27 protein-coding genes and 3 pseudogenes are annotated in these 26249 nt (G+C 68.5%); 14 read left to right on the top strand and 16 right to left on the bottom strand.

Annotated features, from left to right (window positions below):
* Positions 1–331 precede the first annotated feature (331 nt).
* Complete coding sequence (locus Q8A52_RS43835) at positions 332–886, top strand: GNAT family N-acetyltransferase (RefSeq protein ID WP_316763062.1); 555 nt, start codon at positions 332–334, stop codon at positions 884–886.
* 505 nt (positions 887–1391) lie between these two features.
* Here the strand turns inward: Q8A52_RS43835 and Q8A52_RS43840 are convergent.
* Positions 1392–2129: an SDR family oxidoreductase gene (locus Q8A52_RS43840; protein WP_316763064.1), complete on the bottom strand. Its 738-nt coding sequence runs from the start codon at positions 2127–2129 to the stop codon at positions 1392–1394.
* Positions 2130–2275: 146 nt separating this feature from the next.
* Between Q8A52_RS43840 and Q8A52_RS43845 the strand changes: the two genes are divergently transcribed.
* Positions 2276–3073, top strand: coding sequence for a helix-turn-helix transcriptional regulator (locus tag Q8A52_RS43845; RefSeq protein ID WP_316763066.1), 798 nt, complete (start codon positions 2276–2278; stop codon positions 3071–3073).
* A gap of 225 nt (positions 3074–3298) precedes the next feature.
* Positions 3299–3835, top strand: coding sequence for a GNAT family N-acetyltransferase (locus Q8A52_RS43850; protein ID WP_316763069.1), 537 nt, complete (start codon positions 3299–3301; stop codon positions 3833–3835).
* Positions 3836–3912: 77 nt separating this feature from the next.
* Here Q8A52_RS43850 and Q8A52_RS43855 read toward each other — a convergent pair whose 3' ends face one another.
* The 7 genes and pseudogenes from Q8A52_RS43855 to Q8A52_RS43885 all read right to left on the bottom strand — a co-directional run bounded on the left by Q8A52_RS43855 (position 3913) and on the right by Q8A52_RS43885 (position 8591).
* Positions 3913–4302 carry a VOC family protein gene (locus Q8A52_RS43855; RefSeq protein WP_316763072.1) on the bottom strand — a complete coding sequence of 130 codons (390 nt, stop codon included), beginning with the start codon at positions 4300–4302 and terminating at the stop codon, positions 3913–3915.
* Positions 4303–4386: 84 nt separating this feature from the next.
* A pseudogene (locus Q8A52_RS43860) lies at positions 4387–4542 on the bottom strand (transposase); the annotation flags it as partial.
* 122 nt (positions 4543–4664) lie between these two features.
* Positions 4665–4889 (bottom strand): hypothetical protein, encoded by a 225-nt coding sequence (locus Q8A52_RS43865; RefSeq protein ID WP_316763074.1) that lies wholly within the window; start codon positions 4887–4889, stop codon positions 4665–4667.
* A 394-nt stretch (positions 4890–5283) separates the two neighbouring features.
* Complete coding sequence (locus Q8A52_RS43870; RefSeq protein WP_316763076.1) at positions 5284–5490, bottom strand: cold-shock protein; 207 nt, start codon at positions 5488–5490, stop codon at positions 5284–5286.
* Positions 5491–5878: 388 nt separating this feature from the next.
* On the bottom strand, positions 5879–6751 hold the full coding sequence (locus Q8A52_RS43875; protein WP_316763079.1) for a macro domain-containing protein: 873 nt from the start codon (positions 6749–6751) through the stop codon (positions 5879–5881).
* Between the two features lie 16 nt (positions 6752–6767).
* On the bottom strand, positions 6768–7451 hold the full coding sequence (locus Q8A52_RS43880; protein ID WP_316763081.1) for a hypothetical protein: 684 nt from the start codon (positions 7449–7451) through the stop codon (positions 6768–6770).
* A 21-nt stretch (positions 7452–7472) separates the two neighbouring features.
* Positions 7473–8591 (bottom strand): DUF4062 domain-containing protein, encoded by a 1119-nt coding sequence (locus tag Q8A52_RS43885; protein ID WP_316763084.1) that lies wholly within the window; start codon positions 8589–8591, stop codon positions 7473–7475.
* An 891-nt stretch (positions 8592–9482) separates the two neighbouring features.
* On the opposite strand from Q8A52_RS43885, the gene Q8A52_RS43890 reads away from it, so the two are divergent.
* On the top strand, positions 9483–9653 hold the full coding sequence (locus Q8A52_RS43890) for a hypothetical protein (protein WP_316763087.1): 171 nt from the start codon (positions 9483–9485) through the stop codon (positions 9651–9653).
* Positions 9654–10044: 391 nt separating this feature from the next.
* Here Q8A52_RS43890 and Q8A52_RS43895 read toward each other — a convergent pair whose 3' ends face one another.
* On the bottom strand, positions 10045–10410 hold the full coding sequence (locus Q8A52_RS43895) for a hypothetical protein (RefSeq protein WP_316763090.1): 366 nt from the start codon (positions 10408–10410) through the stop codon (positions 10045–10047).
* Between the two features lie 9 nt (positions 10411–10419).
* Positions 10420–10767 (bottom strand): hypothetical protein, encoded by a 348-nt coding sequence (locus tag Q8A52_RS43900; RefSeq protein WP_316763091.1) that lies wholly within the window; start codon positions 10765–10767, stop codon positions 10420–10422.
* Positions 10768–11650: 883 nt separating this feature from the next.
* On the opposite strand from Q8A52_RS43900, the gene Q8A52_RS43905 reads away from it, so the two are divergent.
* From Q8A52_RS43905 to Q8A52_RS43920, 4 genes are all read left to right on the top strand, one after another.
* Entirely contained in the window at positions 11651–12697 is a 1047-nt protein-coding gene (locus tag Q8A52_RS43905; protein ID WP_316763094.1) for a L,D-transpeptidase, read from the top strand.
* 82 nt (positions 12698–12779) lie between these two features.
* On the top strand, positions 12780–13286 hold the full coding sequence (locus Q8A52_RS43910; RefSeq protein WP_316763096.1) for a SigE family RNA polymerase sigma factor: 507 nt from the start codon (positions 12780–12782) through the stop codon (positions 13284–13286).
* Complete coding sequence (locus Q8A52_RS43915) at positions 13279–13995, top strand: hypothetical protein (RefSeq protein ID WP_316763099.1); 717 nt, start codon at positions 13279–13281, stop codon at positions 13993–13995. Before Q8A52_RS43910 ends, Q8A52_RS43915 begins: the two co-directional genes overlap by 8 nt.
* A 352-nt stretch (positions 13996–14347) precedes the next feature.
* Positions 14348–14740 carry a nuclear transport factor 2 family protein gene (locus Q8A52_RS43920; protein WP_316763102.1) on the top strand — a complete coding sequence of 131 codons (393 nt, stop codon included), beginning with the start codon at positions 14348–14350 and terminating at the stop codon, positions 14738–14740.
* Between the two features lie 259 nt (positions 14741–14999).
* On the opposite strand, the pseudogene Q8A52_RS43925 reads toward Q8A52_RS43920, so the two are convergent.
* Positions 15000–15185, bottom strand: a pseudogene (locus tag Q8A52_RS43925) (M20 family peptidase); the annotation flags it as partial.
* A gap of 91 nt (positions 15186–15276) precedes the next feature.
* Between Q8A52_RS43925 and Q8A52_RS43930 the strand changes: the two are divergent.
* The 3 genes from Q8A52_RS43930 (at position 15277) to Q8A52_RS43940 (ending at position 17661) form a co-directional block, all read left to right on the top strand.
* Positions 15277–16062, top strand: coding sequence for a hypothetical protein (locus Q8A52_RS43930; protein ID WP_316763105.1), 786 nt, complete (start codon positions 15277–15279; stop codon positions 16060–16062).
* An 86-nt stretch (positions 16063–16148) separates the two neighbouring features.
* Positions 16149–16712, top strand: a complete 564-nt coding sequence (locus Q8A52_RS49335; RefSeq protein ID WP_408649357.1) for a lamin tail domain-containing protein — start codon at positions 16149–16151, stop codon at positions 16710–16712.
* Between the two features lie 229 nt (positions 16713–16941).
* Positions 16942–17661 (top strand): DUF4232 domain-containing protein, encoded by a 720-nt coding sequence (locus tag Q8A52_RS43940; RefSeq protein ID WP_316763107.1) that lies wholly within the window; start codon positions 16942–16944, stop codon positions 17659–17661.
* Positions 17662–18009: 348 nt separating this feature from the next.
* Here Q8A52_RS43940 and Q8A52_RS43945 read toward each other — a convergent pair whose 3' ends face one another.
* The 4 genes from Q8A52_RS43945 to Q8A52_RS43960 form a co-directional block, all read right to left on the bottom strand.
* Positions 18010–18309, bottom strand: a complete 300-nt coding sequence (locus Q8A52_RS43945) for a ferrous iron transport protein A (protein ID WP_316763109.1) — start codon at positions 18307–18309, stop codon at positions 18010–18012.
* Complete coding sequence (locus Q8A52_RS43950) at positions 18306–21758, bottom strand: ALF repeat-containing protein (protein WP_316763111.1); 3453 nt, start codon at positions 21756–21758, stop codon at positions 18306–18308. The genes Q8A52_RS43945 and Q8A52_RS43950 overlap by 4 nt, the downstream gene beginning before the upstream one ends.
* A 187-nt stretch (positions 21759–21945) precedes the next feature.
* Positions 21946–23514, bottom strand: coding sequence for a S1 family peptidase (locus Q8A52_RS43955; protein WP_316763113.1), 1569 nt, complete (start codon positions 23512–23514; stop codon positions 21946–21948).
* Positions 23515–23566: 52 nt separating this feature from the next.
* Positions 23567–24091, bottom strand: a complete 525-nt coding sequence (locus tag Q8A52_RS43960) for a hypothetical protein (protein ID WP_316763115.1) — start codon at positions 24089–24091, stop codon at positions 23567–23569.
* 633 nt (positions 24092–24724) lie between these two features.
* On the opposite strand from Q8A52_RS43960, the gene Q8A52_RS43965 reads away from it, so the two are divergent.
* Entirely contained in the window at positions 24725–25264 is a 540-nt protein-coding gene (locus Q8A52_RS43965) for a GNAT family N-acetyltransferase (RefSeq protein WP_316763117.1), read from the top strand.
* A gap of 74 nt (positions 25265–25338) precedes the next feature.
* Here Q8A52_RS43965 and Q8A52_RS43970 read toward each other — a convergent pair.
* Positions 25339–25464, bottom strand: a pseudogene (locus Q8A52_RS43970) (IS110 family transposase); the annotation flags it as partial.
* A 401-nt stretch (positions 25465–25865) separates the two neighbouring features.
* Here Q8A52_RS43970 and Q8A52_RS43975 point away from each other — a divergent pair.
* Together Q8A52_RS43975 and Q8A52_RS43980 are read left to right on the top strand one after the other, a co-directional pair.
* Entirely contained in the window at positions 25866–26030 is a 165-nt protein-coding gene (locus Q8A52_RS43975) for a hypothetical protein (protein ID WP_316763119.1), read from the top strand.
* A 57-nt stretch (positions 26031–26087) separates the two neighbouring features.
* A complete protein-coding gene (locus tag Q8A52_RS43980) occupies positions 26088–26231 on the top strand; it encodes a hypothetical protein (RefSeq protein WP_316763121.1) in 144 nt (47 codons plus the stop codon).
* Positions 26232–26249 lie beyond the last annotated feature (18 nt).

Consider the following 26249-nt stretch of genomic DNA (forward strand, 5'->3'; position numbering starts at 1 on the left):
GCCCGGCCGGCAGGCCCCGTCTTCGGCATCGCCACCCTGACGTTCACCGCCGACTGGAAGGGCATCGGAGACAGGCCCTGGTTCGTGCGGGCGATGACACTCGCCATCCTCGCCGTCGCCCTCACGGCGCACTGCTGTCGTAACACCGGACAACCGGTCGCTGCCCGCACTGCCCGGGCAGCGACCGGCTGTGCGGCCGGCAGACGCCGCAGGCGCCCCGGGTTGAGGCTGGAGATTCCAGGGCCTGCCCCTTTGTCCTGCAGCGGTGAGCGGAGCCGTTTCAGCTGTGAAACGGGGCGCGTCCTGGCAGTGATCGCGGCAGGATGCGATCATGGTTCAGCCGTTGGAGGTTCCGCGCTTGGCTGCGGGTGACAGGTTCCTGCTCCGTCCTTGGGAGCTCGGCGATCTGCCTCTCGTGCGGGAGGCATCGAGCGATGACTACATCCCGTTGATCACGACCGTTCCCGCGACGTTCTCGCAGGAGGCGGGCGAAGCCTTCGTCCGACGGCAGTGGGAGCGCGCCTGTGCCGGCAGCGGGTATCCATTTGTCATCGTGCGGATCGAGGACGGGTGCCCGCTCGGAATGGTCGGACTCTGGCTGAAGGACCGGGGCGACGGACGAGCATCGCTGGGGTACTGGCTGGCCGGGTCGGCCCGTGGCCAAGGGATTGCGGCGGAAGCCCTCTCCGCGGTTGCGCGCTGGGCCTTCGATGACCTGCAGATTCCCCGTCTTCAGCTGTATGTCGAGCCGTGGAATGCCGCCTCGGTGCGAACGGCTGAGCGCGTCGGTTTCCGGCGTGAGGGTCTGCTCCGCAGTTGGCAGCAGGTGGGCGAGGAGCGCCGGGACATGTTCATGTATTCCATGCTGGGCACTGACCTGTCCTGACCGGCCGCCGGCTGACCTCGGCTGCGTAGGCGGCGCAGTCTCCGGCGGCGGCTCGCTGCCATGTGACGGCGACGGTGACGCCGGTGCCCGGGGCGCGGGCGAGGACTGCGGCGGGCAGTTCGGTGGCGAGCTGGAACAGGGTGGTCGGGCGTGTCTGTGCGAGCGGGACGCCGAGTTTGCGGAGCCGTTCGCCCACGGCCCAGGCACGGATCGGGCGGCCGGGGCAGTCTGCTGCCTGTGGCCGGCGTCCTACGGCCGGCCCACCGCCATGTAGGTGAAGCCCAGGGTCCGCATATGTCGCGGCTCGAGCAGGTTCCGGCCGTCGAACACCACCGGCCGCCGCATCGTCGTGGCCACGCGTACCCATGGCCGCAGCGTCACAGCCTGAGCCCAGGGAATACCGCACAAGGAACAAGTGGTCTCCGCCAGTACGGAGCAGCGCCAGGCGCTGCCGGCTGCGCAGGGCGACCTTGGACATGGCCATGCGCCTCGAACCTGAGCGGGGTCAGTTCTGGGCGGTGGGCCGGACGACGATCTCGTTGACGTCGACGGTTGCAGGCTGCTCGATGGCGAACGCGATGGCTTGGGCGATCGCCTCGGGCGGGATCGCGATCCGGTCCCGCATCTGCGTAATCTGTGCTCGGACCTGCGGATTCGTTGATGCGGCAGCGAAGTGGGTCTCTACTACGCCGGGCGAGACGGTGGTCACCCGCAGAGAATCACCGGCCTCTTGGCGTAAGCCTTCGCAGATGGCGCGGACCGCGAACTTCGTGCCGGCATAGACCGCCATGGTCGGCACGATGCGAAATGCGGCCGTGGAGGCGATGGTGATGAAGTGGCCCGCGCCCTGGTCCCGGAAGACCGGCAGCGCTGCGCCGATTCCGTGCAGCACGCCCTTCACGTTGACGTCGACCAGCTGGTCCCATTCGTCGACCCGTAGATCGTCCAGAGGCGAGATCGTGCCGGCTCCGGCGCTGCTGACGAGCACGTCGAGCCGGCCGAATTGCTCGCCGGCCAGTGCGACCAGGGCGTGCAGGTCGTCCGGCCGGGTCACGTCCGTGCGGGTCTGCACGGCCGTGCCACCCGAGTTCTCGATCCGCGCCACCAGGTTCGCGAGGCGCTCGGACCGGCGCGCGCCCAGGACGAGCCGCGCGCCTCGCTGGGCAAGCAGCAGTGCGGTCGCCTCGCCGATGCCGCTGCTGGCTCCGGTGATCGCCACGACCTTGCCGTCGATTCCGGACATGTCTTCCTCTGCTTTCTGAATCACCGGTGGCCGGTGACGTACAGGTCATCGGTGAGAGCTGTACCTCCCACTCGGGATCCAGTCTGTGAGGTGTTTAGCCTGGTATCCAGAACGTGTTTATTCTGGAACCAGGGGTGCCATCCACCGTGCAGACGCAGCCGAATCAGCGCCGTGAGCTGGGCGTTTTCCTTCGCAGCCGGAGAGAGCGGATCACCCCTGACCAGGTGGGACTGCCGCACACCGGCCGACGACGGACCCCGGGCCTGCGCCGGGAAGAACTCGCGCTGCTCGCCGGGATCAGCGCCACCTGGTACACGTACCTTGAGCAGGGCCGGGACATCCGCACCTCGGACCAGGTGCTCGACGCCCTCGCCTCGGCGCTGCGACTGGACCGACACGAACGCGGTCATCTCTTCCGGCTCGCCGGTCACGCGCCCGCGGTCGAAATCGAAGAACCCGAGCCTCTCGCCGCCGAGGTGGCAGCCGTCCCGCTCCTGCTCCAGCCGCATCCGGCGTACATCATCGGCGGCAACTACGACGTGCTCAGCCACAACCAGGCGGCCGATGACCTGTTCCCGCGCCTCACCGCGGCGGACGGGCGAGCGAACTTCGCCCATTGGGTGTTCCTCGAACCTGCCGCCCGGGGCGTCCTGGTCGACTGGGAGGCCGAGGCACGTGGCCTGCTCGCCCGGTTGCGGACGCTTGCCGGACGCCACCCGGGGGATCCCCGGTACACCCGGCTGATCGACGAGCTGAACGCGGGCAGCCCTGAAGTGCGTGCCTGGTGGCCGCAGTACGACGTGCAGGCCCGGCATGGCGGACGGAAACGGCTACGGCGCCCGGGACGCGGGATCGTCGACTTCGCTTACACCGCATTCCACCTGGCCGAACAGCCGGAACAGACCCTGGTGATCTACTCCGACGACCGGGAATCGGCTGATTGAGCTTCACCGCAGTCCACCGCTCTCGTGCCTTGACGGACAGCATGAGGAATGTGCGACGTGAGGGCGCCGGCTCCCGCACAGCCGCCCTGACCATGGTCTTCAGTCCCGTCGAGTCCGCCCGGCAGCGGTGATGGGCCGCGATCGCACCACACTCGTAGCTCTGGTCCGCGCCGGAGCACGCTTCGAGAGGGGCGTGCTGATAGAGCGTTCTGAAACGATTGCGGCGTGACAAGCCACCGCAGCACCAGCGCAGCACCCCGCCGACAACTGAGCGAACCCCAGCGGCTGGACCTGGCCGATCCGGTCGCTTTGCGGCACTTGTGGGAACTTCAGCGCGCGGCCTACGCCGTGGAGGCCGAACTCATCGGATTCGACGGCATCCCGCCACTGCACGAAACCCTCCAGGAGCTGCGCGGCTGCACGGAGTCATTCCTCGGAGTCACGGACGAGACCAGCTTGGCCGGAGCCGTGTCCTGGACCCGACTGCACGACGGCACCCTGGATATCTGCCGCCTCGTGGTCCATCCCCGTGCACACCGCCGCGGCATCGCGACAGCGCTGCTCAACAGTCTCGATGCCCTGGAGCCCGCAGCAGTGACCCTGGTCTCCACCGGCACCGCCAACCAGCCCGCCCTCGCCCTTTACCAGGGACGCGGATTCACTCCCAAAAGCGAGCGTCAGATCGCGCCCGGCGTCACAGTCACACTGCTGGAACGAAAGATCGATGTGGCACCTGACGGACTGCCAGTCAACAACTCCTGACAATTACTCCTCGACCAAGCGACCCCCCTTGTTCGGCATCACACACTGGGCAGCGGGCGCCCAGGCAGGAAAGTCGGTCAGCTGAGGTAGCTCGCGCGTCCCTCGTCGTCGAGTTCGAAGGGGCCCTCAGGGATGATGCAGAACTCATTGCCCTCAGGGTCCGCCATTACCAGGAACCCTCCGTCGGCGTACTGCTCCATCCTGCGTCCGCCAAGCGTCTCGACCCGCCGCTGCTCGGCGGCGGGATCGGGTGAGGTCACGTCGAAGTGCATGCGGTTCTTGCCCGACTTGGGTTCGGCGGTCCGCTGGAAGCCCAGACCCAGGTCGTCCTCTCGCCGCAGCCATACGTATGGGCCCATACGGCCCACGATCGGCCTGCCGAGCAGTTCAGACCAGAACACAGCAAGCCGCTCGGGGTCGGTGGCATCGACGATGAGGGCATTGATCCGCACAGGTGAGTCCGCCATACCCTGATCCTCTCAAGGTTGCGCAAAGCACTGCAGCTGACGGCCACGTCGACATCGGCATCGAATCCGAAACCGGGGTTGATCCGCTTTGACCAGGTCATCCACGCTGCGGGTGGACCCTCCGCGCGCGTACGCCTCCATGATGACGGCGTAGAGGGCCTGGTCGACGCGGCGTCGGCGTTCCATCAGCGACGGGAAGAAGCTGCCGGTGCGGACCTTTGGTGACTCCAGCAGCTGATCGAGGCCGAGGCCACCCGCATCAGGTGTGCGCCCAGGGCAGACGCCGCGCACTCCCACGCCTTGATCGGCTGCACCACGAGAAGGGACACGATCCGGGCGAGGCCGGGAACAACGGGGGCCGACTACACCGCGCCGGTGGCGAACAGTTCGAGGTGTCCGCACTTGGGGCAGCGGTACGCCTCTATCTGCCGCCGGGGCCGGCCCATCCGCTTGGCACCCCCGAAAATCCCCCGCTCCAATGCGCCTTCGATCCAGCGCGCGTACCCGCGCGAGTGCTCGCCGGCGTCCTCGATGAAGCCCTCCATCAGACCGACCGTGCCGCAATGGGTGCACGTGTAGTTGTTCATCCCTCGAGTGTAGAAAGCGGTGCGGCCAAGACGGACTCGTAGCCGTCGACTCTGCCCGGTTGGGACGGCGGAGGTCCAGGCCCACGGTCGCCGTGGCGGTTGGGCCGGCGAGGCAGGCGGGGAAACGCCCGGCGAGCGCGGTCTGCTCGGCTGGGTCGATGGTCAGGCGGTAGCGGGTTTTGTCGGCGACCCAGTCGGTCACGTACGTACCGCGCTCGTGGTCGGCGAGGTCCTGACGGGGCGATCATCGCTACGGCCGCCCCCGACCGTTGGATCGGCGAGCCGGTCCGCGCACTGGACCTCAATCCGTGAAGGCCCTGACGGCCGTCCCGCCCCGTGACTTGCAGCGGCGTCCCGCCAGCTTCGGCTGGCGGGACGGGGTGCCAGGCGCTGGTCAGCTGATCCTGGCGACATTCTCCGCCTGGGGACCCTTGGGCCCCTGAGTGACGTCGTACTCGACCTGCTCGCCCTCGTTCAGTTCTTTGAAGCCGGTGCCAGTGATGGCGGAGAAGTGAACGAACACGTCCGGTCCGCCGTCGTCCTGCTGGATAAAGCCGAAACCCTTGTCGGCGTTGAACCACTTCACGCGGCCAGTTGCCATTGCTCTTGATCCTTCTTGATGTCCCACGGCACCGACTCGCGGTACCGACCGCAGCCGTTACAAGGCTCGGCAGTCCAAGTCTCCACCCTCTCCAGGGGCTCCGCCCGCATCACCGGGCCGAGCTCCTACTCCTGTGACTTCGACCGATGGGTGGCCAGGGGCGCTCGGATGCGCCCTGGCCGGCCTCCGTGACGATTCGTGGTTGGCCCCTGTGCCGACCGATAGTTCGTGCTGCTGCGGGGCCGTCGCCGATGGGGTGTCAGCGACGTCGCCAGGCGCCGGATGGCTGTGGCGGCTCGTGTGCCAGCGGGATGGCCGGAGTTCGCTCGCCTCTGCAGCCGGGATCATTGCTGGCGGACGCGAGCCCCGGAAGACAGCGTTCTGTCATTCACAAGGACTGCAAGAAGACGGCGAGGGCGAGCATGTCGATTCGGTGGTAGTCCTGCGGGCGTACGACGATGGTCAGTGAACCGCACACGCCGCGTGCGCGCGAGTGGGCCACGAAGGACAGAAGGATCAGTTTCACCAGGCCGGCCTGGTCCATGTTGTTGATTCGGGCGAGGTCGGAGCCGGTGATGGGCATCGCAACGTGGTCGCGGTGCCCATGGTGGCGTATGGCTTCCCAGAGCAGAGCGAGGCTGCCCCATAGTTGTTCAGTGTCGCAGCTGACGACCAGGTTGTTGTTCATGCGGCCGTAGGCGACACAGAAGTAGTTCCGCTCTGGATTTCTGATGACGGCGACGGTGCCCACGGGGTAGCGCACCCGTTTGCCCTTTCGCTTGGCTGCTTGTGGCTCGGTATGTACTGGAGTGGCGTCCGTGAGTGCTTCCGTCAGACGGGCGTCGAGGGCGGCTACGTCGCCGTTGTAGATCCTGTGTAGAAGTTGGCCCTGGACGCTGCGGGGTGCGACGAGGGATTCGTCGGTGGTGTCGGTGTCGAAGGTGTCCGTGAATCCGATGACGAGATGGCAGGGGTATGTGAACAGGTCACCGATTTCGACGGTGACGGTGACGTCGGGGTGTGTGAATGTGCGGCTGAGGGTCGTGCGGGGGAAAGAGGCGTACGCGGCGAACAGTGCGGCCAGTGCGGTAAGGCCGAGTAGAGCCGGCCACCGGGGAAGGGGGCTGTTCGGCCACAGGGCGAGGACCAGTTGAGCCGCACCCGACAACAGGCCGAAGCAGAAGACCCAGTTGCGTCCCAGCAGGGTGAGGCCGTGCCTGGTGCCGAGCAAGATCCGTATGCGCTGTCTGGCTGCGGCCACAGAGTGCGTCCTTGCGTTAGTCGGCTGGGGGGCGTCGCCGTGCACGCAGACGGTTGGCTTTCGCCGAGTCCGGGGCTTGGAGGCCGGGGTCGTCGTACAGCACATGCGGCAGCTCGACGAGCGCCTCATGGACGTAATCGTGGAAGGCGCTGACGGTTGGCGCGGTGTAGGCCAGAGGCAGGACACCGAAATGGATGTAATGGAGCATCTTGCGGTGTAGTTGCCCAGGACTCAAGACGCTGACCAGGGTTCCGAAGTTGGCGTCCTTGAAGTGTGAGGCCGCTACGAAGCACTCATCGGCGCTGTTGTAGACACCGTCGTCGCCTTTGTACCGGTGGTTCAGGTCGTCGCCATGCACGTGCGCGGCGGGGATGCCGCGGGCGACCAGGTAGGTGGTCCCTGCCGCGCTGAGGCTGATCTTGTCGGGGTGGCCGTGGAACATGTGACGACTGCCAGGCACGTAGAGCTCCACCTCCTGCCCGCTTTCAAGGAACTGGGTGTAAAGCTCGTAGCCGCGATTGAGGCGTGCCTCGAACTCTTCGTTGGGGTGAACTCCCCCCACCAGCGGGTGCTGGGCCGCTACTTCAATCAGGACGCGGGGTGTGCCACTGCGCTCGGTCATCAGCGATTTGGCGCGCTGGAGGCTTTCTTCCCACGCTGTGCGCACGGCGTGGATCGTCTCGTCCGGGACGTTGGCCATGCGCCTATGCCTACCCACCGGCTACAGAACCAGCACTTCTGTCGCGCCGCGTGAGGCAACAACGGCCCAGGTGCGTTCGAAATGACGGACGCAGACGCTCAGCAGAGAGCGGTCTCCGCCGTCCAGGGCCAGGGAAGCGGTCTCCGGAGCGCGGGCGGGAGGCAAGGTCAGTGTCATCCACCCCCAGTGGTCGTCACAGAGGACGAGCGTGGAGCGCAGATGGGTGGTGAAGTAGCCGATCTCTATGGTTCCCGCTGCTGTCAGTGCGTTGGGAGACGATGCCGCGCCAAGGATCTCCCGCAGACGGGTGCGGACAACGGCGATCTCGCTCGAGATGCTGACACCCCGAGGCCCGTACTCCGACTCCGACTCCTCGACATCGGCCAGGAAGCTTCCCGAGGCGTCGGGGAGCAGCACTTTGATGGCCGCGCCGGCCCGCAGGGCCGCGGCGAGGGGCTGCTTGTATATCTCCAACAGCCGAATGGCACTCGTCGACATGATGCGGATGGTGCGGGCCCGCGACAGGTTCTCCGGCATGGCAGGGCCGGCAACCCCATCGACGCTGACCTGCTTGATGCCCAGCTGGGCGCAGGGCTGGACGAGGTCGTCATTGAGGAGACCGAACTGTTCGGGTACCTCGTCGGCTCGTATCCAGCCGACGGCGTCACTCTTCGGTGCTATCTGGTTGAGCGCAGCGGTCACTTCGAAGGCGAGGTCACGGGCATCGGTCCAACTGGCACGGACGAGGTTGGCCTCCACATGACGGATGAACGCTGTCAGCTTGCGACGCTTGGAGCTGTCGGTTTCGACCTTGGCAGCGGGCAGCGAACCAGGGTCTCGATGGATGAAGGCCAGCAACGGCTTCTTGGCCTGGGCCGCATAGCGGTATTCGCTCTCCGTGTAGCTGAGCTTGGTCTCCGGGTGAAGCGATCCGTACTTGCCGGCGATGATCACCACGTAGAAGTCGCACTCGTCGATGAATCGCTTGATCAGCGGCCACGCCCCGTCAGGGCTGGCAGGAAACTGCTCCATGCCCACGGGAATGAACTGATTCTTCAGCAGGGCGTCCGTCAGCACCCGCCGCTCCTCCGCTAAGTCCTCACGGGTGGAGCTGATGAACACCTGATAGCGCTTTTGCATGCGTCCCCCCGACACCAGCCGCGCTCCACTGCCTTCTCACCGGGCGCGGACTGCCACGGTTGTACCCGGTTCATGCCTCCTCCACCATCGAATCCTGAAAGATGCGCATATCAACGCAGGAGGCCGAGTACGGCAGCTTCGCCACCGGACCGACCACGATGATCGCATTGCGAGTGTCCAACGGACCTCGAACCCCCACGTCAGGGACGAGTCGGTGGGACAGCGTGACAACCGCTGTGCTGCCTACCCGGTATGACACACTCCTCCACGCGCATACCCGCCTGCTCCAACCAGCCGGAAAACTCCGCTGGTTGCACCGTAGGCGCATGACAGCATGAAGGGGCGCAGAGAATCACGAGCCGCCACAGCATGCTTTTCCATGCGGTGGCGCATCTGTGAATAGAGCGACCTCGGCCGGCAAACGCAACGCTCGGAGCCGTTGCCCGCCTGTTGTCGCGATCGCGCGACGGCTTGCTCCAATATCTTTTATGTGTGACTCACAAAGTCACACTGGCATCAGTTCTCACGGCGCTTTTTGGTAAAGGCCGCTCAAAGCTTTAACTCGTCCATCGCACGCGCATCAGCAGTTTCGGTTCATCGGGGATACCTGGTGCGCCCCCTGCCGCACCGCCAGCCATAACGGCAAAACGGTGTGCTTCAGTTGAGAACGCCGGCGCCACGACGAAGGCCGTCGTGGCACCGGCGACGGTAAGGACCCTGCCCACTTGGAACCTTGCCCGGATTCAGCAGGCAGGATCCTTTTCCTTCGAGCCACCAAGGGGGCCCACTAATGAAGGTACACACGCGCAATGATCGATACGTGATCGGCGAGCTGGGGGGCGCACACCGGTGATCCCGCAGCGTCCTCCCGTAACGGCCACGGTGAAAATCATGGCTGTGATCATTGCAGTTCTCGTGGGTATCAACATCGCGCTCATCGTCGGCATCATCGGGTCCGCAGTGGGCATCGGACTCCCCGCCGCTCTGGGTTGGGGCGGCGGCGGATTTCTCGGATCCGCACCACTGGTGCTCCGTATCGAGCAGGCATTAGGTCTGCTGTGAGGAAGGTGGTGTGGGACGCACCTGTGTGCGTCCCACACCACCGCTCGCTCGTACGGGCCTCACTCTCCGGGGGCGTTGGCATGCTCCTCTGGTGTGCCCGGTCCACAGCCACCAGCCTCGACACCATCGTCGGCCGCTTCTGGTGCATGGACATCTCGCTCCACGGCGAGTGGCGGTTCTCCAGGCGGGCGTGCGTGGCATCCAGGCGCTCGCACCGCTGCCTCGGGCGTCGGATGACCTCAACGCCGGCCGACCAGGTCACTGGCGGCTCAAGGCGGGCCGGCGTGTGCCGGGCGGAAAGGGGCGCCGCGCCGCGCGGACGCGTACGGCCGCTTGACACTACGTCTCTGACCAGCGGGAATGGTGAGGTTGGGGGTGGACTACCAGGTGTCTAAGCGAGCCGCTGGCCGATGGCTGCCGTCGCAGCCTCCTGATCCTTGCAGCGCCACCACTCGTCGACATTCGCGAAGATGATCAGCGCCGCTGTGCGCAGTTCGGACTCGTCCGCCTCGGCACCGAGCAGGTTTCGGGCATCCTCGTGGAAGTCGAGGCTCAGCAGCCAGCGCTCCGGTCCGCCGTCCGACGGGGTCACCGAGACCTCGACCTCGAGGAAGGTCCGCTCGGCTTCTCGCTCCCCGTCGGACAGCGTCCGCTGGGTCAACCGCACCTGTTCGAGGTGTGTCGGAACGGCGTACGCCGGCTCGTACTCGCGGAGCAGATCGCACAGCCGGTCCCGGATTTCAGGTGTGAAGACCATGTTGTTCCATCAGCAGGCGGGGCGCCTCGGCTCGGCGGACGGAGCGACCACGGAACCGGGTGCGTCTTCCATAGAGTAGGCCGTGATGATGCCTTGCGGATTGATCCTGTGGTCGCGCCCGTACGGGCCGGGATTGTCCAGGACCCCGAAGTACTTGCTGCACGGAGGCATGGCCTCCATGTAGTAGTGCCAGCGCCCCCCGGGGATGTACACCTGCTCGCCGCGCCAGATGGCGTGGCTGATCTTCTTGTCGAAGTCGCTGTTCCAGCGCCCTCGGTGCACGAGGTGCCGGTAGCCCCAGGAGTTACTGCCGCACCGCAGCGGGACGACGAGAGGTCCCCGGTAGTACTTCTTCACGATGTGCGACTGGGACTTATGGGCGCACGGGTCGGCCGCCGAAGCGGAGCCGGCGGATCCGACAACGAGTGAGCCAACGGCCGATAACGTCAAGACACCAGCCGCGGCTCGCCGAGCAAGTCTCATGCTGATCTTCCCCCTGTTCGCATGTGACGCCTCGACAAGTCCCGAACCGGTCAGATTCGGTGGCGAGGCTCGGTCGGACCGATACTTTCGTACAAACGTGCGAACATGCAAGCGAATTGGGGGCAGGTATGAGACATTTGACGCCTGCGGCGAGGACATTGAAGCCGGGGTCCACGAGCTGCCCAAAAGAAGACGGCGGCACGGTAGCTCCTGCCGGTTTCCGGTCGGGGCTGCGCGCGCGTGCGACCGCGCCGGTGCTTCCTGAGAGTCGTTGAACCGGCGGCCCCCCGTCCGAAGACGGACGCACGCGAACGTGTGTGCTCGCCTAGCGCGAACGCCGGTCCCTGTCCCAAGGATTTGCTACCACCCGGGGGAGGCGTCTGTCCGGACACGCATGCACGTCCACGCACAACGCAGCCAGCAAGGCGGGCCCGTGAAAGGTACGCCGAGAAGTACCGCGTCAAGCAACTGGATCACAAGTGGCTGTGTGGCGCCGCGCATTCCGCCCGGGCCGCGCCCTCGGAGTCCTCGTCCAGCCGCCACAGCCGGGGCGTGGGCCCGGCCCGGCGGAGAGACCCGCAAGGCCCTCGCGCGCCTGTGCCCGGCTCGTCGATGCCCCGGCGCCTTGGCGCCCGCCCTTGTCCGACTGCCCCGCCGCTGGGCACCGCAGACCGCGACGATCCGGCCTTCCATCCTCTCTCCCGGAAAAGTTCCGATCCGATGCAACCCGGTGCCGGGCCCGTGCGTATGGGAGGGGATGACTGCACTTCACCTGGGGGATTTCATGTACGTGGACCGTTCGGCCGGTCGGACCGCCGGCCGTCTCGGCGCCGCTGTCGCGGCCTGTATCGCTCTGCTCTCGGCCGTCGGCTGCTCGGCGGACGCGGGTACCGGCGTCCGGACGACCGGCGACGCACCGGATGCCCGGGTATCCGCCGCGGCAGCGCCCACCAGGGCGACGGGCGAGAACAGCGCCGGCACGGGCAAGGCGTCCGGCGTGCGCTCGGCTCCGTCCATGCCGGAGCCTGCCGTGCTCGCGCGGGCGAAGGTGAACATGTCCGACGGGCAGACGGTCGGTGTGGGCATGCCGATATCCGTCACCTTCCCCCAGCGGGTCCCCGCCGCCGAGCGCAGGGCCGTGGAGAGCTGGCTGCGGGTGCAGACCTCGTCCGGCACGAGGGGCGCGTGGAGTTGGGTGCAGGACCGCACTGTTCCGGGCGGGGAGCGTGTCGACTTCCGCCCCAGCACCGCCTACTGGCAGCCGGGCACCAAGATCACTCTGCGTCGCGGCTCGCACGGCACGAGCCACTTCACCATCGGCCGGTCATTGGTCGCCACGGTCGACACGAAGACGCACCTGATGACCGTCGACACCGGCGGGAAGCGGCATCGCATCCCGATCACCGCGGGGAGGCCAGGGCTGGACACCTGGAACGGGACGATGGTGGTGATGGACAAGCAGTCCAGGGTGTTCATGGACTCCCGCACCGTGGGCATGGGCCCGAATGACACGTACCACGACTACTACTACTGGGCCGTGCACCTGACGACGTCCGGGACCTACGTGCATCAGAACCCGCACGCAAACACGGCGGCCGGGCACAGTAACGTCACCCACGGCTGTGTCGGCCTGGCCACCACAACCGCCAAGGGCTTCTACGACCAGGTGCACGTCGGCGACGTCATCACGGTCACCGGAGCGAACAAGGACACCGTCGCCCCCGGCAACGGTTACGGCGACTGGAACCTGACCTGGAGCCAGTGGCTCGCGCGCAGCGCCGCCGGGCAGACCACGACCGCATAATCCCTCGCCGAAACCATGGCAGGACCCCCCATCGCACCGCCGTACACCACGCGCCTCGCGCCGTGAGAGAGAGCACGACAAGGTGACCGAAGACGAGTTCGACCTCTTCTACACGGCTGCCTACCCGCGTCTGGTCGGTCAGCTCTACGCCCTGACGGGCGACTACGCCGAAGCCCAGGACGTGGTTCAGGAGGCGTTCATACGTGCCTGGGACCGGTGTTCGTCCGTCCTGGACGGCGAGCGGGATCCCGAGGCATGGATCCGCACGGTGGCTCACCGCCTGGGGGTGAGCCGCTGGCGCCGCGCGCGCCGCTGGTGGGAGCTGGTCCGCGGCGCGGGCGCGCCGCGGCCGGTGCCCGAACCGAGCACGGACCATGTGGCGCTGGTCGCCGCTCTGCGGCGCCTGCCCGAAGCCCAGCGGACCGCGATCGTGCTGCATCACCTGTGCGATCTGAGCGTGGAGCAGATAGCCGCCGAGACCGGCGCAGCGACCGGCACCATCAAGGCGCGTCTGTCACGCGGCCGTACGGCACTCACCGCTCACCTGGTGAGCGAGGAACCCCACCCGACGGAGGAAGCCTGTGCCTGACCAGCAGCCCCCGCAGCCCCTGACCGAGACGGAGCTCTCCGCCCGGCTCCACCATCTGGCCGCACACAGCAACGCACCGGTCCCGACCACAGGCGCGCAGGTCAGGAACCGGGCGGTACGCCGCCGGCGCGGCCGTCGCGCTGCGCTCTGCACCACCGCTCTGGTGGCAGCGGCCCTGATCACCGTCACCTCCGGCGTCCTCGATTCCCCCGCCAAGCCGGGCGTACCCCCCGCGGCGTCCGCGTCCCGCGCCCCCGCACCCGCCCCGTCCCGGGCGCCCGTTCAGCGGGTGAAGGTCGACCTGGACGCCCACACGATGACCATCGGCAGCAAGAGGTTCCGCATTGCCGCGCCGGCGAGCTTCTGCCCGATCGGCGAGACGGCGGTCACGGTCACCGCCAAGTACCCCAGTGTGCAACTGCGCCCCGGCAAGGTCATCAGTCATTCGGGCATCAGGCGGTGGGCGGTCACCTTCACCGACCGCAGTCACCATCAGCGGCTCCTGATGTTCGGGCTGGATCCCGCCGACCTCGACGCCCTCGGCGCGGACGCCGTCTTCGGCGCCGTCGGCCTCGCGCCCAAGGACGGGAAGGAGGTGTACGACACCATCAGGCCCGGCGCACGTGTGGAGATCAACGGAGGGCGGGCCAAGTACGCGCAGCCTGACTCCGTATGCGTCGACCGTCAGCCGGTCACCGGCGCCCGCTGACGCCAGACCCCCGGCGCGCAGTGCTCGCGTCCGGGCTCGTCGTCCCGTCGATGCTGGTGCGCCCCGGTGAGGGTGCGCGTCACAGCCGTGGCCGTGGCTGCCGTTGCGCAGGCGGCCCGTCCTGGCCGTGAACGAGCGAACTGCTCCGTTGCGACGGCCCGGTGGCCCGGTCGTCCGATCTGCCCCGCATGCGTTCGACCGTCCACGTGCCCGTGCTGGCTGCCTTCCGCCACGGCCGGGCATCCACCCGACTAGAAGCGTGCGTAGCGCACGCATTAGTGCTACGGTGAAGAAGAAGCGTGCGCGGCGCACGCATCTCCTCTGTCTCGCACATCCCCGGAAGGAACGTCTCATGACCCGCACCGGTATCGAAGCCGCCCTCAACGACCTGCTCTTCAACCGTGGCATCACCCTGCAGGAGGCCGCCGACCGCCACTTCACCCCGCAGTACCGTCAGCGCACGGACGGCGAGTGGGCCGATCGCGCCGAGTTCCTCGACCACATCGCCCACCTGCGCGGCATCGTCGCCGACGGCAAGGTCGAGGTTCACGAGGAGTTGTACGACGGCGACAAGTACGCCGACCGGCACACCTGCCACATCACCAAGACGGACGGCACGACCGTGGTCATGGAGGTCTATGTGTTCGCCGACCTCGCCCCCGACGGCCGCTTCTGCCGCATCGAGGAAACCACCCTGATGCTCAAGGGATCCGACGCGGACCGCAACATCGGCAGCGCCCGCTGACCCCCCCCCGCCACAGCGACGCGCAACGACGTCCGAGTCCCGCAGCGGAACTGCCCACACGCGAACGGAAAGACTTCATGATGGGCAGTTCGGCGGACAACGCGCTTGCCGAGTCCTTCAACGCAACCTGCAAGCGGGAGACAGCCTCGGGCACCGCAGCCCGATCGCCTTCGAGACGGCACTCGATACACCATCAACCAAGCCGGCCTTAGCCGCATGAACCCGTGTCCAGGATCAAGAGTCAGGGCGAGTACGGGGCTCACGTACCGGGGGTGTCCCGGACCGCGGCCACCAGTCCGGCCACCAGAGCAGCTCTCTCGAGCATGCGGTCCACCACGAGGTACTCGTCATCGGTGTGCGCCCTGCCGCCGACAGCTCCTGGGCCGTCGAGTGTCGGCACCCCGAGGGCGGCGGTGAAGTCGCCGTCGCTGCGGCCGGCAAATGCTGCCGGGAAACTGACCAGCCGGATAGTGATCAGGCTGTGACCTGTCCGTACTCAGCTCAGCGGCGATGATCACTACGGTTCCACCGTGCCTATGAACGACGACATGCCCGCGGGTCACGACAGCCGAGACGACGACAAGTGGAATGTGGTCCTCAACCACGACTTCGTTCGGGGCGCCACGGTGACGGAAGCCCCCGCCCCCGCGCGGAAGCGGGTGTGGCCGTGGGTTGCCGCCCCGGCGGTCTTGGCGGCGGCAGCGGCATTCCTCGTGCTGAGGCCCACGAGCTCGTCGTCCAACGAAGCTGTCGCGCCTGTGTCGACTGCTTCCGCCCCCACACCCGGCGCCTCCCGGTTGAGCACTGACGCAGCACGGCCGGTGATCCCGCTGACCGAGGCGTTCCCGGCTCATGTGGGAGGCGGTACCGGCGCCTTCACCAAACTGGGCGCGGCCATGATGAAGTCCTGCACCGAGTCCGACTCAGTCGGACCGAACCTGGCCGCCATGATCGCCGAAAGCAAGGGCTGCGTCGGCGAGGAGATCGCGCTCTACAAGGACGCACAAAACAACCAGTTCAATCTGGCCATCTTCACGATGAAGGATCCGCAGGACACGGTGAAGCTGGTGACGCAGCTGACCATGGCCTTCGACGACTACGAGGTGGCCGCGCAAGCCCCACCGCCCGGATCGGGCCTGCGCACCCTGCCGGCCGACAGCGGAATGGTGCAGTCCTTCACGGGGCATGGTCGGGCCATGGTGGTCGGGCTGGCCCAGTGGTCGGACGGCCGGGCCCGCGACTATCAGCAGCTCGTCGACCATCTGGAGCCTCTGCTCAAGAAGGTCTCGGAGAACGTCACTCGCTACGAGAGCGCGCATTGACTCTGAGCTGCACACCACTTGGTCAAGCAATGCTCACACGGCCGGACTCGCGCTGAGATCACCCGGGGCGTGCCGACCGTGCCCGGGTGATCATCAGTGACGTGCAGTACGACTCGCCGGGCCGGTACGACCGCTCCAACCGCTCCCTCAACAAGGAATGGATCGACCTCACCAACACCACCCGCCGGGCGGTGAACCTGGACGGCCGGACCCTGTCCGACGAGGACGGCCGCACCTACACCCTCCGCCACGTCCGCTTGGACGGCCGCGCCGCCGTCCGCGTCCACACCGGCGTCGGCCGCGACAGCCGCACGGGTCGACGGGCCTGGCAGACGTCGGGCCCGTCGACGTTCCCGCCCGCTGCGGCTTCGGTCGGCAACCGGTCGTCTGCGCGGTCCCGTCCGGCGGTCACTCGTGTGGCCCGTCCGATGTGCCTGCCCGTCAGGTGGTCTCGTACGTTCGTGGTGCCCGGCTCTGACAGGACTGCCGGGTTCACGGCCCCGCGCCCGGTTCGCACGCCGCGTGGGGCCGTTCACCGTTCGGCGGGGAGCCGGCGGGCGGCCTGCCGCGGGCGGGCGCGGCAACGGACCGCCAGGGTTGGTTCTGAGGGCCTCACATGTGAGACCTCCGGACACGATGATGCGGGGTGATGTCATACGCCGCGTGGATGCTCGGCCGGCCCTGCCGGCCCCGCCGGACGGGACCCGGCCGGCCGGAATGCGGGACCTGCCATGTCCGGCAAGCCGGTCTGGGCGGCGAGCGGCCGGGACACAACAGTGAAACCGCCGGGACGTGTCTGGTACAACCGGCGCCGCACCCGCGGCGTCATGAGTGTCATACGGCCAATGAGCCGCTCCGCGCAGCAGAAGGGCAACCGCGTTGTCAGCTCCACTCATACTCCGGCGAGTACTCTCCGCCACCGCACTCGCCAGCATCGCGGTGATCGCCACCGGCTGCGGCACGGGCTCGGCCGGCTCCTCCTCCAATGGCACCGCCGCAGCCACGGTTTCCGACGCACCGGCTACTTCGGGCGCACCGGCTACGACGGCGCCTGCCGCGGCGGCTACAGCTCGGGCCAGCGGTACGGGCACCGCCACCAAGGCGCCGACCGCCACCAAGGCGCCGACCGCCAGCAAGGTGCCGGCCGGCACCACGCACAGGGGTACCGCCGCCTGCCCGACCCGCTCTCTGAACGCCAGACCGGGTGTCAGCCAGGGCGCCGCCGGCAGCGTCTACCAGGTGATCGACTTCACCAACATCTCCAACACCACCTGCACCCTGTACGGCTACCCCGGGGTGTCGCTCGCCGGGGGCAGTCCCGTCCGTCAGATCGGCCCGGCCGCCACCCGCAACAGCACCACACCCCCCACGCTGGTGACGCTGGCGCCGGGGGCCACCGGCAACGCGCTGCTACGGATCACCAACGCCGGCAACTACCCCGCGGAGCAGTGCCACCCGACTGCCGCGACATACCTGCAGGTCTATCCGCCGGGTCAGACGACCCCGATCTACGTCGCCTACAGCTCGACCGCCTGCGCCGGGACGGTCGGCATCCTGAGCGTCAGCACGGTGCAGCCAGGCGCGGGGAGCGCGTCGTAGCACGCCGATCCGGAGCCCGAGACCCGGCGGGTGCGCACGACATCACCGTCCTGCTGCGCGCCTCGGAGCCCGGACGGCCGATCACCGGCCTGTCGGAGGCTTCCGGTGGCTCACCCGCACTGGCGGTAAGGGCGCAGATCGTCGAGCTGCTGACCCAGCTGGTCGGCCGGGATCCCAACGCCGGCTGAACCTGCCCGCTTGAACGGCTGTGGCCCCGAACACCTGCGTGTTCGGGGCCACAGCCGTATACGTACTGGACAGGTGGGCCCTCGGTGGACCGAGGCGCGCGACCTGTCAGGACGCTGAAGGTGTGGCCCGGTGCACCCGGGCCACACCTGTGCCCGTCAACTACTGCGAGACCGGTTTCAGGTAGCGGTCCCAGATCTGGGCTTTGTAGTACGGGCCGCAGCCGTCACTGTCGTACTGAGGGCTGTCGAACACGACCCAGTAGGCCAGCTCGCCCTCCTGTGCCGTGGAGTGCCGAACGGGTGCGGGCGGCTGGAAATCGTTGATCACCCCTTGGAACTCGGCCTGCCACGGGCCCGGCCAGGACGGGTCCTGGACCACGGTGACCCTGGTACCCGGCGTCATCGCGCTCGCCGGCCACGAGATGTCCGGGCGGCCGCTGTCGCGGTTTGTCGGCGTCATTGGCTCCGGTCCTTGAACTTGAAATCGGCGGCTTCGCGCGTTCGGGTGTTGTACGCATAGTGGACTTCGACACCGTCCACGGTTTGTTCCATTTTCACCCATCCGTCGGAGGCGGGCCACCGCGGATCCTTCATGGTGATGGGCAGTTCATTGCCGTAGTCGGCATTCTCCATGACCAGGTCCATGGCGCGTTGCTCATTGCCACCGCCCGCCGCGGTCCGCCCGGTCGACTCCGCCTCACGCAGTGCCTGGCCGAGGCCATTGCTGAACCGGCCGATACCGTCGCTGACACCGTAGATGCCGGCGCCCACCAACGCGGTGCTGGTGACGATGGCCGGCGCTCCGGCCAGGCAGCCGATTCCGGTGAGGCACAGTCCGCCGCCCGCCACGTCGCCGCTGGCGCCGACTCCGATGCCCGCGACGCCGACACCTGTCTCGAGCAGACCCGCCCAGATGTCCGGGTTGCTGACAATTGCCTTTCCGTAGTCACCGATCGTGTTGACTGTGTCCTTGAGCCAACCGGGGACCCAGTCACCGTCGTCCTGCTCGGCCTTCTTCTTGCGCCACTCCGCCACGATCTTGCGCCACCTGGCGTCCTGTTCACGCTGCTTGACGACCGCGGTGCGGTAAGCCTCCGCCGCCGCTTGGCCGGCGGCGGTGGCATCCTTGCCTGCGGCCGTGGCCGAAGCGCGTGCCTGCTGGGCCGCCGTCCAGGCCGAGTCGGCCGAACCGCGCGCCGCGGTCGCCGAGTACTGGGCCCGGGAGGCCGAGGTGACCGCCGCCGCTGCAGCGTTCTCGGCGTCCTGCTGGGCCTTGCGGGCCGTCTTCGCCGAGGCGGCCGCATCCTTGGCGGACTGTTCGGCCTGGGTGGCGTAGCCGGCGGCCTGGGTTGCGTGCTTCTTGGCGTCCGCCGCCGACTTCTCGGCCTGCTTCGCGTAACCGGCGGCCTCGGCCGCCGCCTTGGCGGCGGTGGCTGCTGCCTTGCCCGCTTCCGCCGCGTTCTTCTGGGCGGTGGCGGCGACGCCCGCAGCCTGCGAGATGAGCTGCTGGATCTGGGCCTCGTGGGTGGCGGCAAGCTGGTCCCGCCGCTGCGCCTTGTACTGGCCGACGCCGATGAAGGCGTGGAGAAGGCCAGAGGGTCCTTCGAGGGCGATGCGTGCCGCGGCCTTCACCTCCGGTCCGCCACTGTCGGCGAGCTGGGCGGCACGGACGCGTTCGTCCTGGGTACGCGCCTGGGATTCGCCGGTGGTGATGAACTGGCGCAGGGCGTCCGGTGTGTCGGAGTCCAGTGCGGTGCGGCCCGCCTGCTGCTCGATCGGGCCGGCTGCCGCGATCGTCCGGGCGATGTACAGGCGCATGTCCTGTTTCATGGCCGCGTACTGCCCGGTGGCGAGGAACGCGCTCACCGTTGTGGAGTCGCCGTCGAGAGCCTGGGACGCAGCGGCGCGTACGTCGGCGGAGCCGGCTCCTTCCGCCAGTCGTTCGGCGTCCTGACGGTCGTCCTGCCCGATCGCCTCCTGGCGGCCGGTGCGGATGTACGCGGTCACGTCCGCGTCGGAGCCCGCCAGCGCCACCAGTGCCGCGGACTGACTCCACGGACGGCCGGTCCTGGCCGTAGCCAGGGCCACCTTGCGGACTTCGGGAGCGATCTGCGCGGGGTCCGCGCCGGGCTGGGCAGCCCGGTCCGCCAGCTTGTCCGCCTCGGTCTGGAGGTCCTTGGCCTGCTGTACCGCCGCCTGCTGTGCCGCGGTGCGCTGGTCCTCCGCGGCCTTGAGGTCCTTGGCCCGGTCGATGGCCTCGTTGGTACGGGCGGTCAGTTGCTCGGTGGCGATGCGGCTCGTCAGGGCATGGACCTTCTGGGCCGTGGAGACCGCCGCGCCGGCGGCGTCGGCGTCCTTCTTGGCCTCCTTGGCATGCGTGGCAGCCTGCTTGGCGGCGGTCGCCGCCTCCCCGGCGTGGGCCGCCGCTGCGTCGGCCGCCTTGGCCGCGTTCTCGGCGTGCGTGGCCGCGTCGTTCGCGGCGTCACGGGCCTCACCGGCAGCGGAAGCGGCCTCCGTGGCCAGCGACTCGGCGGCGTCGGCGGCACGGCTCGCCTCCCGGGCATGCCGATGCGCGGCTGCCGCGGCACTTGCCGCTTCGCCGGAGTGGGCGCCGGCCTGGTCGGCGTAGGAGTTGGCCTGGTCGGCCGAGTCGGCGGCAGCGTTGGCATTGCTGCCGGCGCTGCTGGCCGACTTGGCGGCGTCGGCAGCCGACGCGGCGGCGGTGTGGGCCGAGTCGGCGGCCGCGGCGGCGGCATGAGCACCCGCTGCGGCGTCCCGGGCCTGCTGGGCCGCCTTGCGTGCGGCGCCTGCCTGGCCGGCGTCGACGGCCGCGTTGGCGGCGGCGTTACGAGCTTGCGTGGCGGCTTCGGCGGCACCGTCCGCGGCCGCGGCGGCGGCCGAGGCGGCATTGGCGGCGACGCGGGCGGCGTTGGTGGCGGCATTGGCGGCTTCGATCGCCGTCTGCGCGGCCGTGGCTGCCTGCTTGGCCGCACTGGCCGCGCGGGCCGCCGCTGCCGCCGCATGCTGGGTGTCCTTCTGGGCCGCCTGTGTCTCGGCAGCGGCCTTCTGGGCCGCTGACTTGGCCAGTTTCGCCGCCGTGACCGCGCGGGCGGAGGCGTCCTTGGCGGCCTGGGTCTGCTGCCCGGCCAGCTTGCCCGCCCGCTTGGCCTGATCGGCGAGCTGCGCGATCGTGGCGTGCTCCTGGTCACGCGAGCGGGCCACGAACTGCCCGACCTGCAGGAACTCATGGATGTCGCCGGCGGTGCCGTTGAGCGCGATCCGGCCGGCAGCCTGGACGTTCGATCCGCCGGCCGAGATGATCTGGGCGACTTCGACCCGCTCGTCCTGCTCCTGGTCGGTGTACTGGTCGTTCTCGAGGAACTTCTTGATGTCGTCGGGTGTGCCGTTGAGCGCCGCTCGCCCGGCCTGCTGGACCTGCGGACCGCCCGCGTCGATGATCTGCGCGACGCGGACTCGCTGGTCCTGCTCCAGTGGCGCCTTCCAGCCGTCCTTCAAGAACGACCGGAGGTCGTCCGGCGTCCCGTCGAGTGCCTTGCGGGCGGCCTCTTGGAGGCTGAGGCCGCCGACGCTGGCGTACTGGGCGACGGCCACCCGCTCGTCCTGGACAGCGATGTCGGGAGCCTGAGCGAGGAAGGTCCTGACATCGTCGTCACGGCCGACGAGAACGGCCTCTGCGGCGGCTCGTATGCCAGGGCCGCCCGTCTCCCACAGGCGCACCACCTTGCCCCGGTCGGTGTCCGGAAGCGCGCTGGCGATGCCGCTTTCCGTCGGTGCGGTTCCGTCGGCCATGGCCTGGGAGGGTGCGGGTCCCAGCAGGCCCAGTACGAGCGCGCTGGGCAGCAGGCCCAGGCACAACACGCGGATCGTGTGCCGTGTCCCTGCCGCCACGCGCCGCGGGCGTCTTGGATGTGTCACTGCGGACTCGATTCGTTTCTTTTTCTCTTGTTGGGGGGTGCGCACCGGCTTGCCCGCGCCACCGGGGTCATTGGTCAGTGACCCCTGCGCGGTGGGGTGCCCGAGGGGCGGCCCGTCGGTTGTCCCGGGGGCCGCCCCTCGGACGCCGTGCCGATATGTGTCAGTTGGCAGGTGCGAGGCGGACCTCGTCGTGCAGGCCCTTGGCGTTCACGGCCGGGTAGAGGCTGACGTGTCCGTCGTTCCAGCGGACGAGGAGGTCGTCGGCCGTGGTGTTGGCGGTGAAGGCGCCGGCGGTGACCACGGTGGCGTCGGCCCAGGCCGACTTGGCGGGCCGGACCTTGATCTCGCCGGGCAGGGCCTTGCCGGTCGTCAGCCCCGGGTAGATGGTGGTCTCGCCGTCCCGCCAGCGCACCAGCAGGTCATCGGTGCTCTTGCCGGTGAAGGAGCCGGTGCTGATCTGGTCGGCGTACGGCCAGGTGGCGTTCTTCGCGACGATCTGCGCCTGCTTCTTCAGCCCGTTCGCCGCCAGGTCGCCGAAGACGGAGACATGGCCGTCCTTCCAGACGACCAGCAGGTCGTCGCGGTCACCTGCGGGGGTGAAGCGGCCGCCCACCAGCAGCTGCGCGTCGTCCTTCCAGGTGTCGTTCTTGGGCGGGGCGAGCTGCTTCTCCCCGTGGAAGCCCTTGGCGTCGACGGTGGCGTACTGGGTCATCTCGCCGTCGATCCACCGCACGACGAGCCCGTCCGTGCCGCCGCCGGCGTGGACGCTGGTGAGCGAGAGTGCCTTGGCCCAGATGCTCTTCGGGGCTGCCAGCCGGTACTCGGCAGCAAAGGGATGCGCGGAGTCGTTTCCTTCGCCGCCCTGGTAGAGGGTGACCTCGCCGTCGTCCCAGCGGACGATCAGGTCCATGTGGCGCCTGCCGCCCGCGGATCCGCCGGTGTAGTAGCCCGCGGTCATCTGCACGGCGTGCTTCCACGGCGCGCCCGCGAAGGCCGTGCTGTAGGCGACCTGCTGGACCCAGGCGGAGAGGTCGTCGACCCGGGCGGACACGGCTCCCGTACGGGTCTCCGCCGGGTCGGTGCCCAGGCAACCACCTTGCCAGGAAAGGCTGTTGACACCGACGATCGCGGTGTGGCCGCCTGTGGTGCTCAGCGCGGGACCACCGGTGTCGCCCTTGCAGATCGCGGCGCCGTCCGACTTCGCCGCCAGATCCACGGTGGTGGTTCCCACACTCTGGACGGTGAACGCGGCCGCGTGCGCCTGGCCGGGCACCCACTCGTCGTGCGTGCGCCCGTATCCAGCGGCCTGGACCTCGTCCCCGGTGCCGGGCGCGGCGCCGGCCACGGGGACGGGGGTGATACCGCTGACCGGCTTGGCCAGCTGGGCCATGACCACGTCACGGTCGGTGCGGGGCACCAGACTCACCACCTGCTGGGCGCTGCCGCCCAGGGTGGCCGTCGTCTTCAGCTTCGGCGCGCCGGGCTCGAGGGTGCCCCCCGGGGTGCCGGTGAAGCAGCTCGCGGCCGTGAGCAGCCACTGCGGGGCGACCAGCGTGGCCGAACAGCCGCGCTGGCCGCCGACATCGAGTCGTGCGGTGGCGGCCGACACCGCTGCAGAGGCCTGCGGGCCCGATATGGCGGTCGCAGGCGTGGCCGTCAGGGCGGCGGTCAGCGACGTAGCGGCGATCAGGCCGCTGGTCCACGCAGTGCGCGGACGGATGCCAGACATGGAGTTCCTCGTTGTGGTGCGAGATCGGGGAAGGCAGAGGCAGATGGGCCGGTCAGCCGGTGACGCGCAGTTCCAGCAGGGTGGTCGGTGAGCCACCGGCGGCCCCCTCACCGACGCTCTGGTAGCCGTTCTTCTCCACGGTCACCGTCTTGGCCGGCGCCGAGGGGTCGGCCTGCGGCCTGAGATCGGCGCTGATCGGGTGATCGGCGGTCTCCAGGGCGAAGACACGCGGCAGTTCGAGGCTGAGGTAGCCGGTCTTCGCGGTGGCCTTGAAGCAGTAGGCGCCCTGGGGGTTGCCGCTGGGTCCCTGCACGGTGAGGACCTTGATCTGCTGGGCCGAGTCGTCGCACGAGGCGAGGGTGATGTGCCCGTCGCCCTTGATCAGTTTGATGCCCTTGTCCCGCTGGATCTGATCCGCGTTCGGGTAAGCGAAGTCCTCCACCGCGGACGGCGGCGTAGCCCCCGCGGTACCGCCCGTCGGCTGCGGGTCGGCGGAGGCGAGCACCGGAGTGCACGCAAGCGCCACGATCGCAGCAACCCCCGCGACGGGGAGCATCCTGCGCATACGAGGAGTCACCCGAATTCCTTTCCAGGCATGGGTGACAGCACATCTGCAGCCCCCCACGCACACGTAAAGCAAAGATAAATGGTCGGTTGCGACCCTAAAGCGACGTCGCAACCGAAAACAACGTGATCATACTCATGGGTAATACACGGAACCTGCACATTGGGTTCACGGTTAAGCGTGAACATAGCGTCGCCAACAGTGCATAACGTCCGGCCTGGAGGTCGCCGCCGCTGCCCGACGTACCGTCGCAGACGGCTGAATAGTTGCACGTTGCATTACCTCGGTAAAGCTTGATGCAAATACATGAGGTGGAGGGAACGGAAGGGGTTTCATTACCGTCCGTCCAGGGCTGCTGCAAAGTTTCGTCATCTCGGGTTGTTGTCGATCAGGTGAGCTCAAGGGTGACGCTCTCCCGGTCAACCCGCCCGGCCGCCGCGCCCACCCAAGACCGCGCACACCGGCCATGGCCGACTCGGCCGGGGCATGCGGCTGCTCCCGCAGCACTTCGGTGTCCTGCCCGAGCACCGGGGCCACGGGGCAAGGCCGCACCCCGGCGGGCCGCGATGCATGGGGCGTTGGCGGGCCGGCAACTGGCAACCGGGATCCTTGATCGCTGCCGAACCTGCTGATTGGCTGGCCGGCATGACCGAGCTCGGACCCGTCGCCTGGCCGCCTGTCCCGATCAGGACCGAGAGGCTCGTGCTCCGTGAGCCCGAGGCCCGGGACCGTGCGGCGTTCATCGAGTTGCTGGCGTCGCCAGAGGTGCATAGCTACCTCGGCGACCCCCGCCCGCGTGAGGAGCTTGAGCGCGAGATGCCCGGGTCGCCCGAGCGGTGGCCCGGGAGTTTCGTCGTTGATCTCGACGGGGCGATGATCGGCCAGATCCTGCTCAGGAGGGCAACGGAGCACCGTCGCCCGGCTGCGGCGGGGAAGGTCGAACTCGGCTACCTGTTCCTGCCTCGAGCGTGGGGATACGGGTACGCCGCTGAGGCGTGCGCAGCGGCACTCGACTGGTTCGTCGGCTGCCTTCCCGGTGAGCCGGTGGTGCTCACCACCCAGACCGCCAACGTCCGCTCGATGCGCCTCGCGGCAAAGCTGGGGTTCACCGAGGTAGAGCGGTTCCAGGCCTGGGACGCCGAGCAGTGGCTCGGCCTGCGGTCCCCGGTCACGCCCTCCGATTGAGCTCGCGCTCGACAGCGCGGATCTGTCGAAGTGCTGCTGTTCTCGCTGACGAAGCCGGGAAGGCTTGCGGGTCGTGCAGACGGTTGAAGGAGTGGTGCGAAGGCGCGTTGTTCGTCGAAGGGCTGCTGGGGCCGGAGACAGTGGTGAAGTTGGCCGGGGAAGCGGTTGAGCAGGTGGCGCTGGGCGGCGTTGTGCCAGTCGAGACGGCCGTGCCCAAGAGGCCGGACAGCACATGCGTGTCTCGCCGTCGTCGGCAAGGCCCTGCCGGTCGACGCTCCTGTTCTCTGTCCGTGGTTGCGTCGCTTCGGTCGCTGCCGGCCGCGTGACCTGACCAGCCTCGTGCGTGCCGTGACCGTCGGGTGAAGGAGTGGTGGCGTGGTGTCCCGCAAGGTCCAGGCGCGTAGCACACTGGGGTGGGGGTGCGGTTGCTCGTTGGCGCAGTTCTCCAACCCTCCACATTGCATGGAGACTTCATGCGCGGCGCTGCTTTCGGCCCGCCCGCCCACCACCCTCCCGCTGATCGGAGTCACCGCAGCCGCCGGCTCGTGCCGAGCCTCCTGCGCTGCGGTCGACGGCGACCGCCCGAGCGTAGCTGGCCGCCATGACCGTGGCCGTGCCTCAATCGATGCACGGCTACGCCCGCGACAAGTTCGACATCTGGTTCACCCAGCCCGGCGGCCGCACCACCCGCCAGGCGGTCCTCGCCCGGGATGGCAGGGACGTCCAGGACAAGCCGGACGGCGGCCGGCCCGCATCCGGCTCCTAATACTCCGCCTACGGCGACACGACCGTCACCGATGTAGCCCAGGCCACCATCGACCACATGGTTCCGCTCGCCGAGGCCTGGCGCCCCGGCGGCGACACCTGGACCGCCGACCGGCGCAAGGCTTTCGGTAAGTCGGGGACCGGCGCCTGCTCCAGCTGTTCGACGGCGATGGATGCCGTAGGGGATGTCCGGCCGACGTAGTAGTTCACGTGCCGCCGG

Source organism: Streptomyces herbicida, from assembly GCF_032656585.1.
GTDB classification, from domain to species: domain Bacteria; phylum Actinomycetota; class Actinomycetes; order Streptomycetales; family Streptomycetaceae; genus Streptomyces; species Streptomyces herbicida.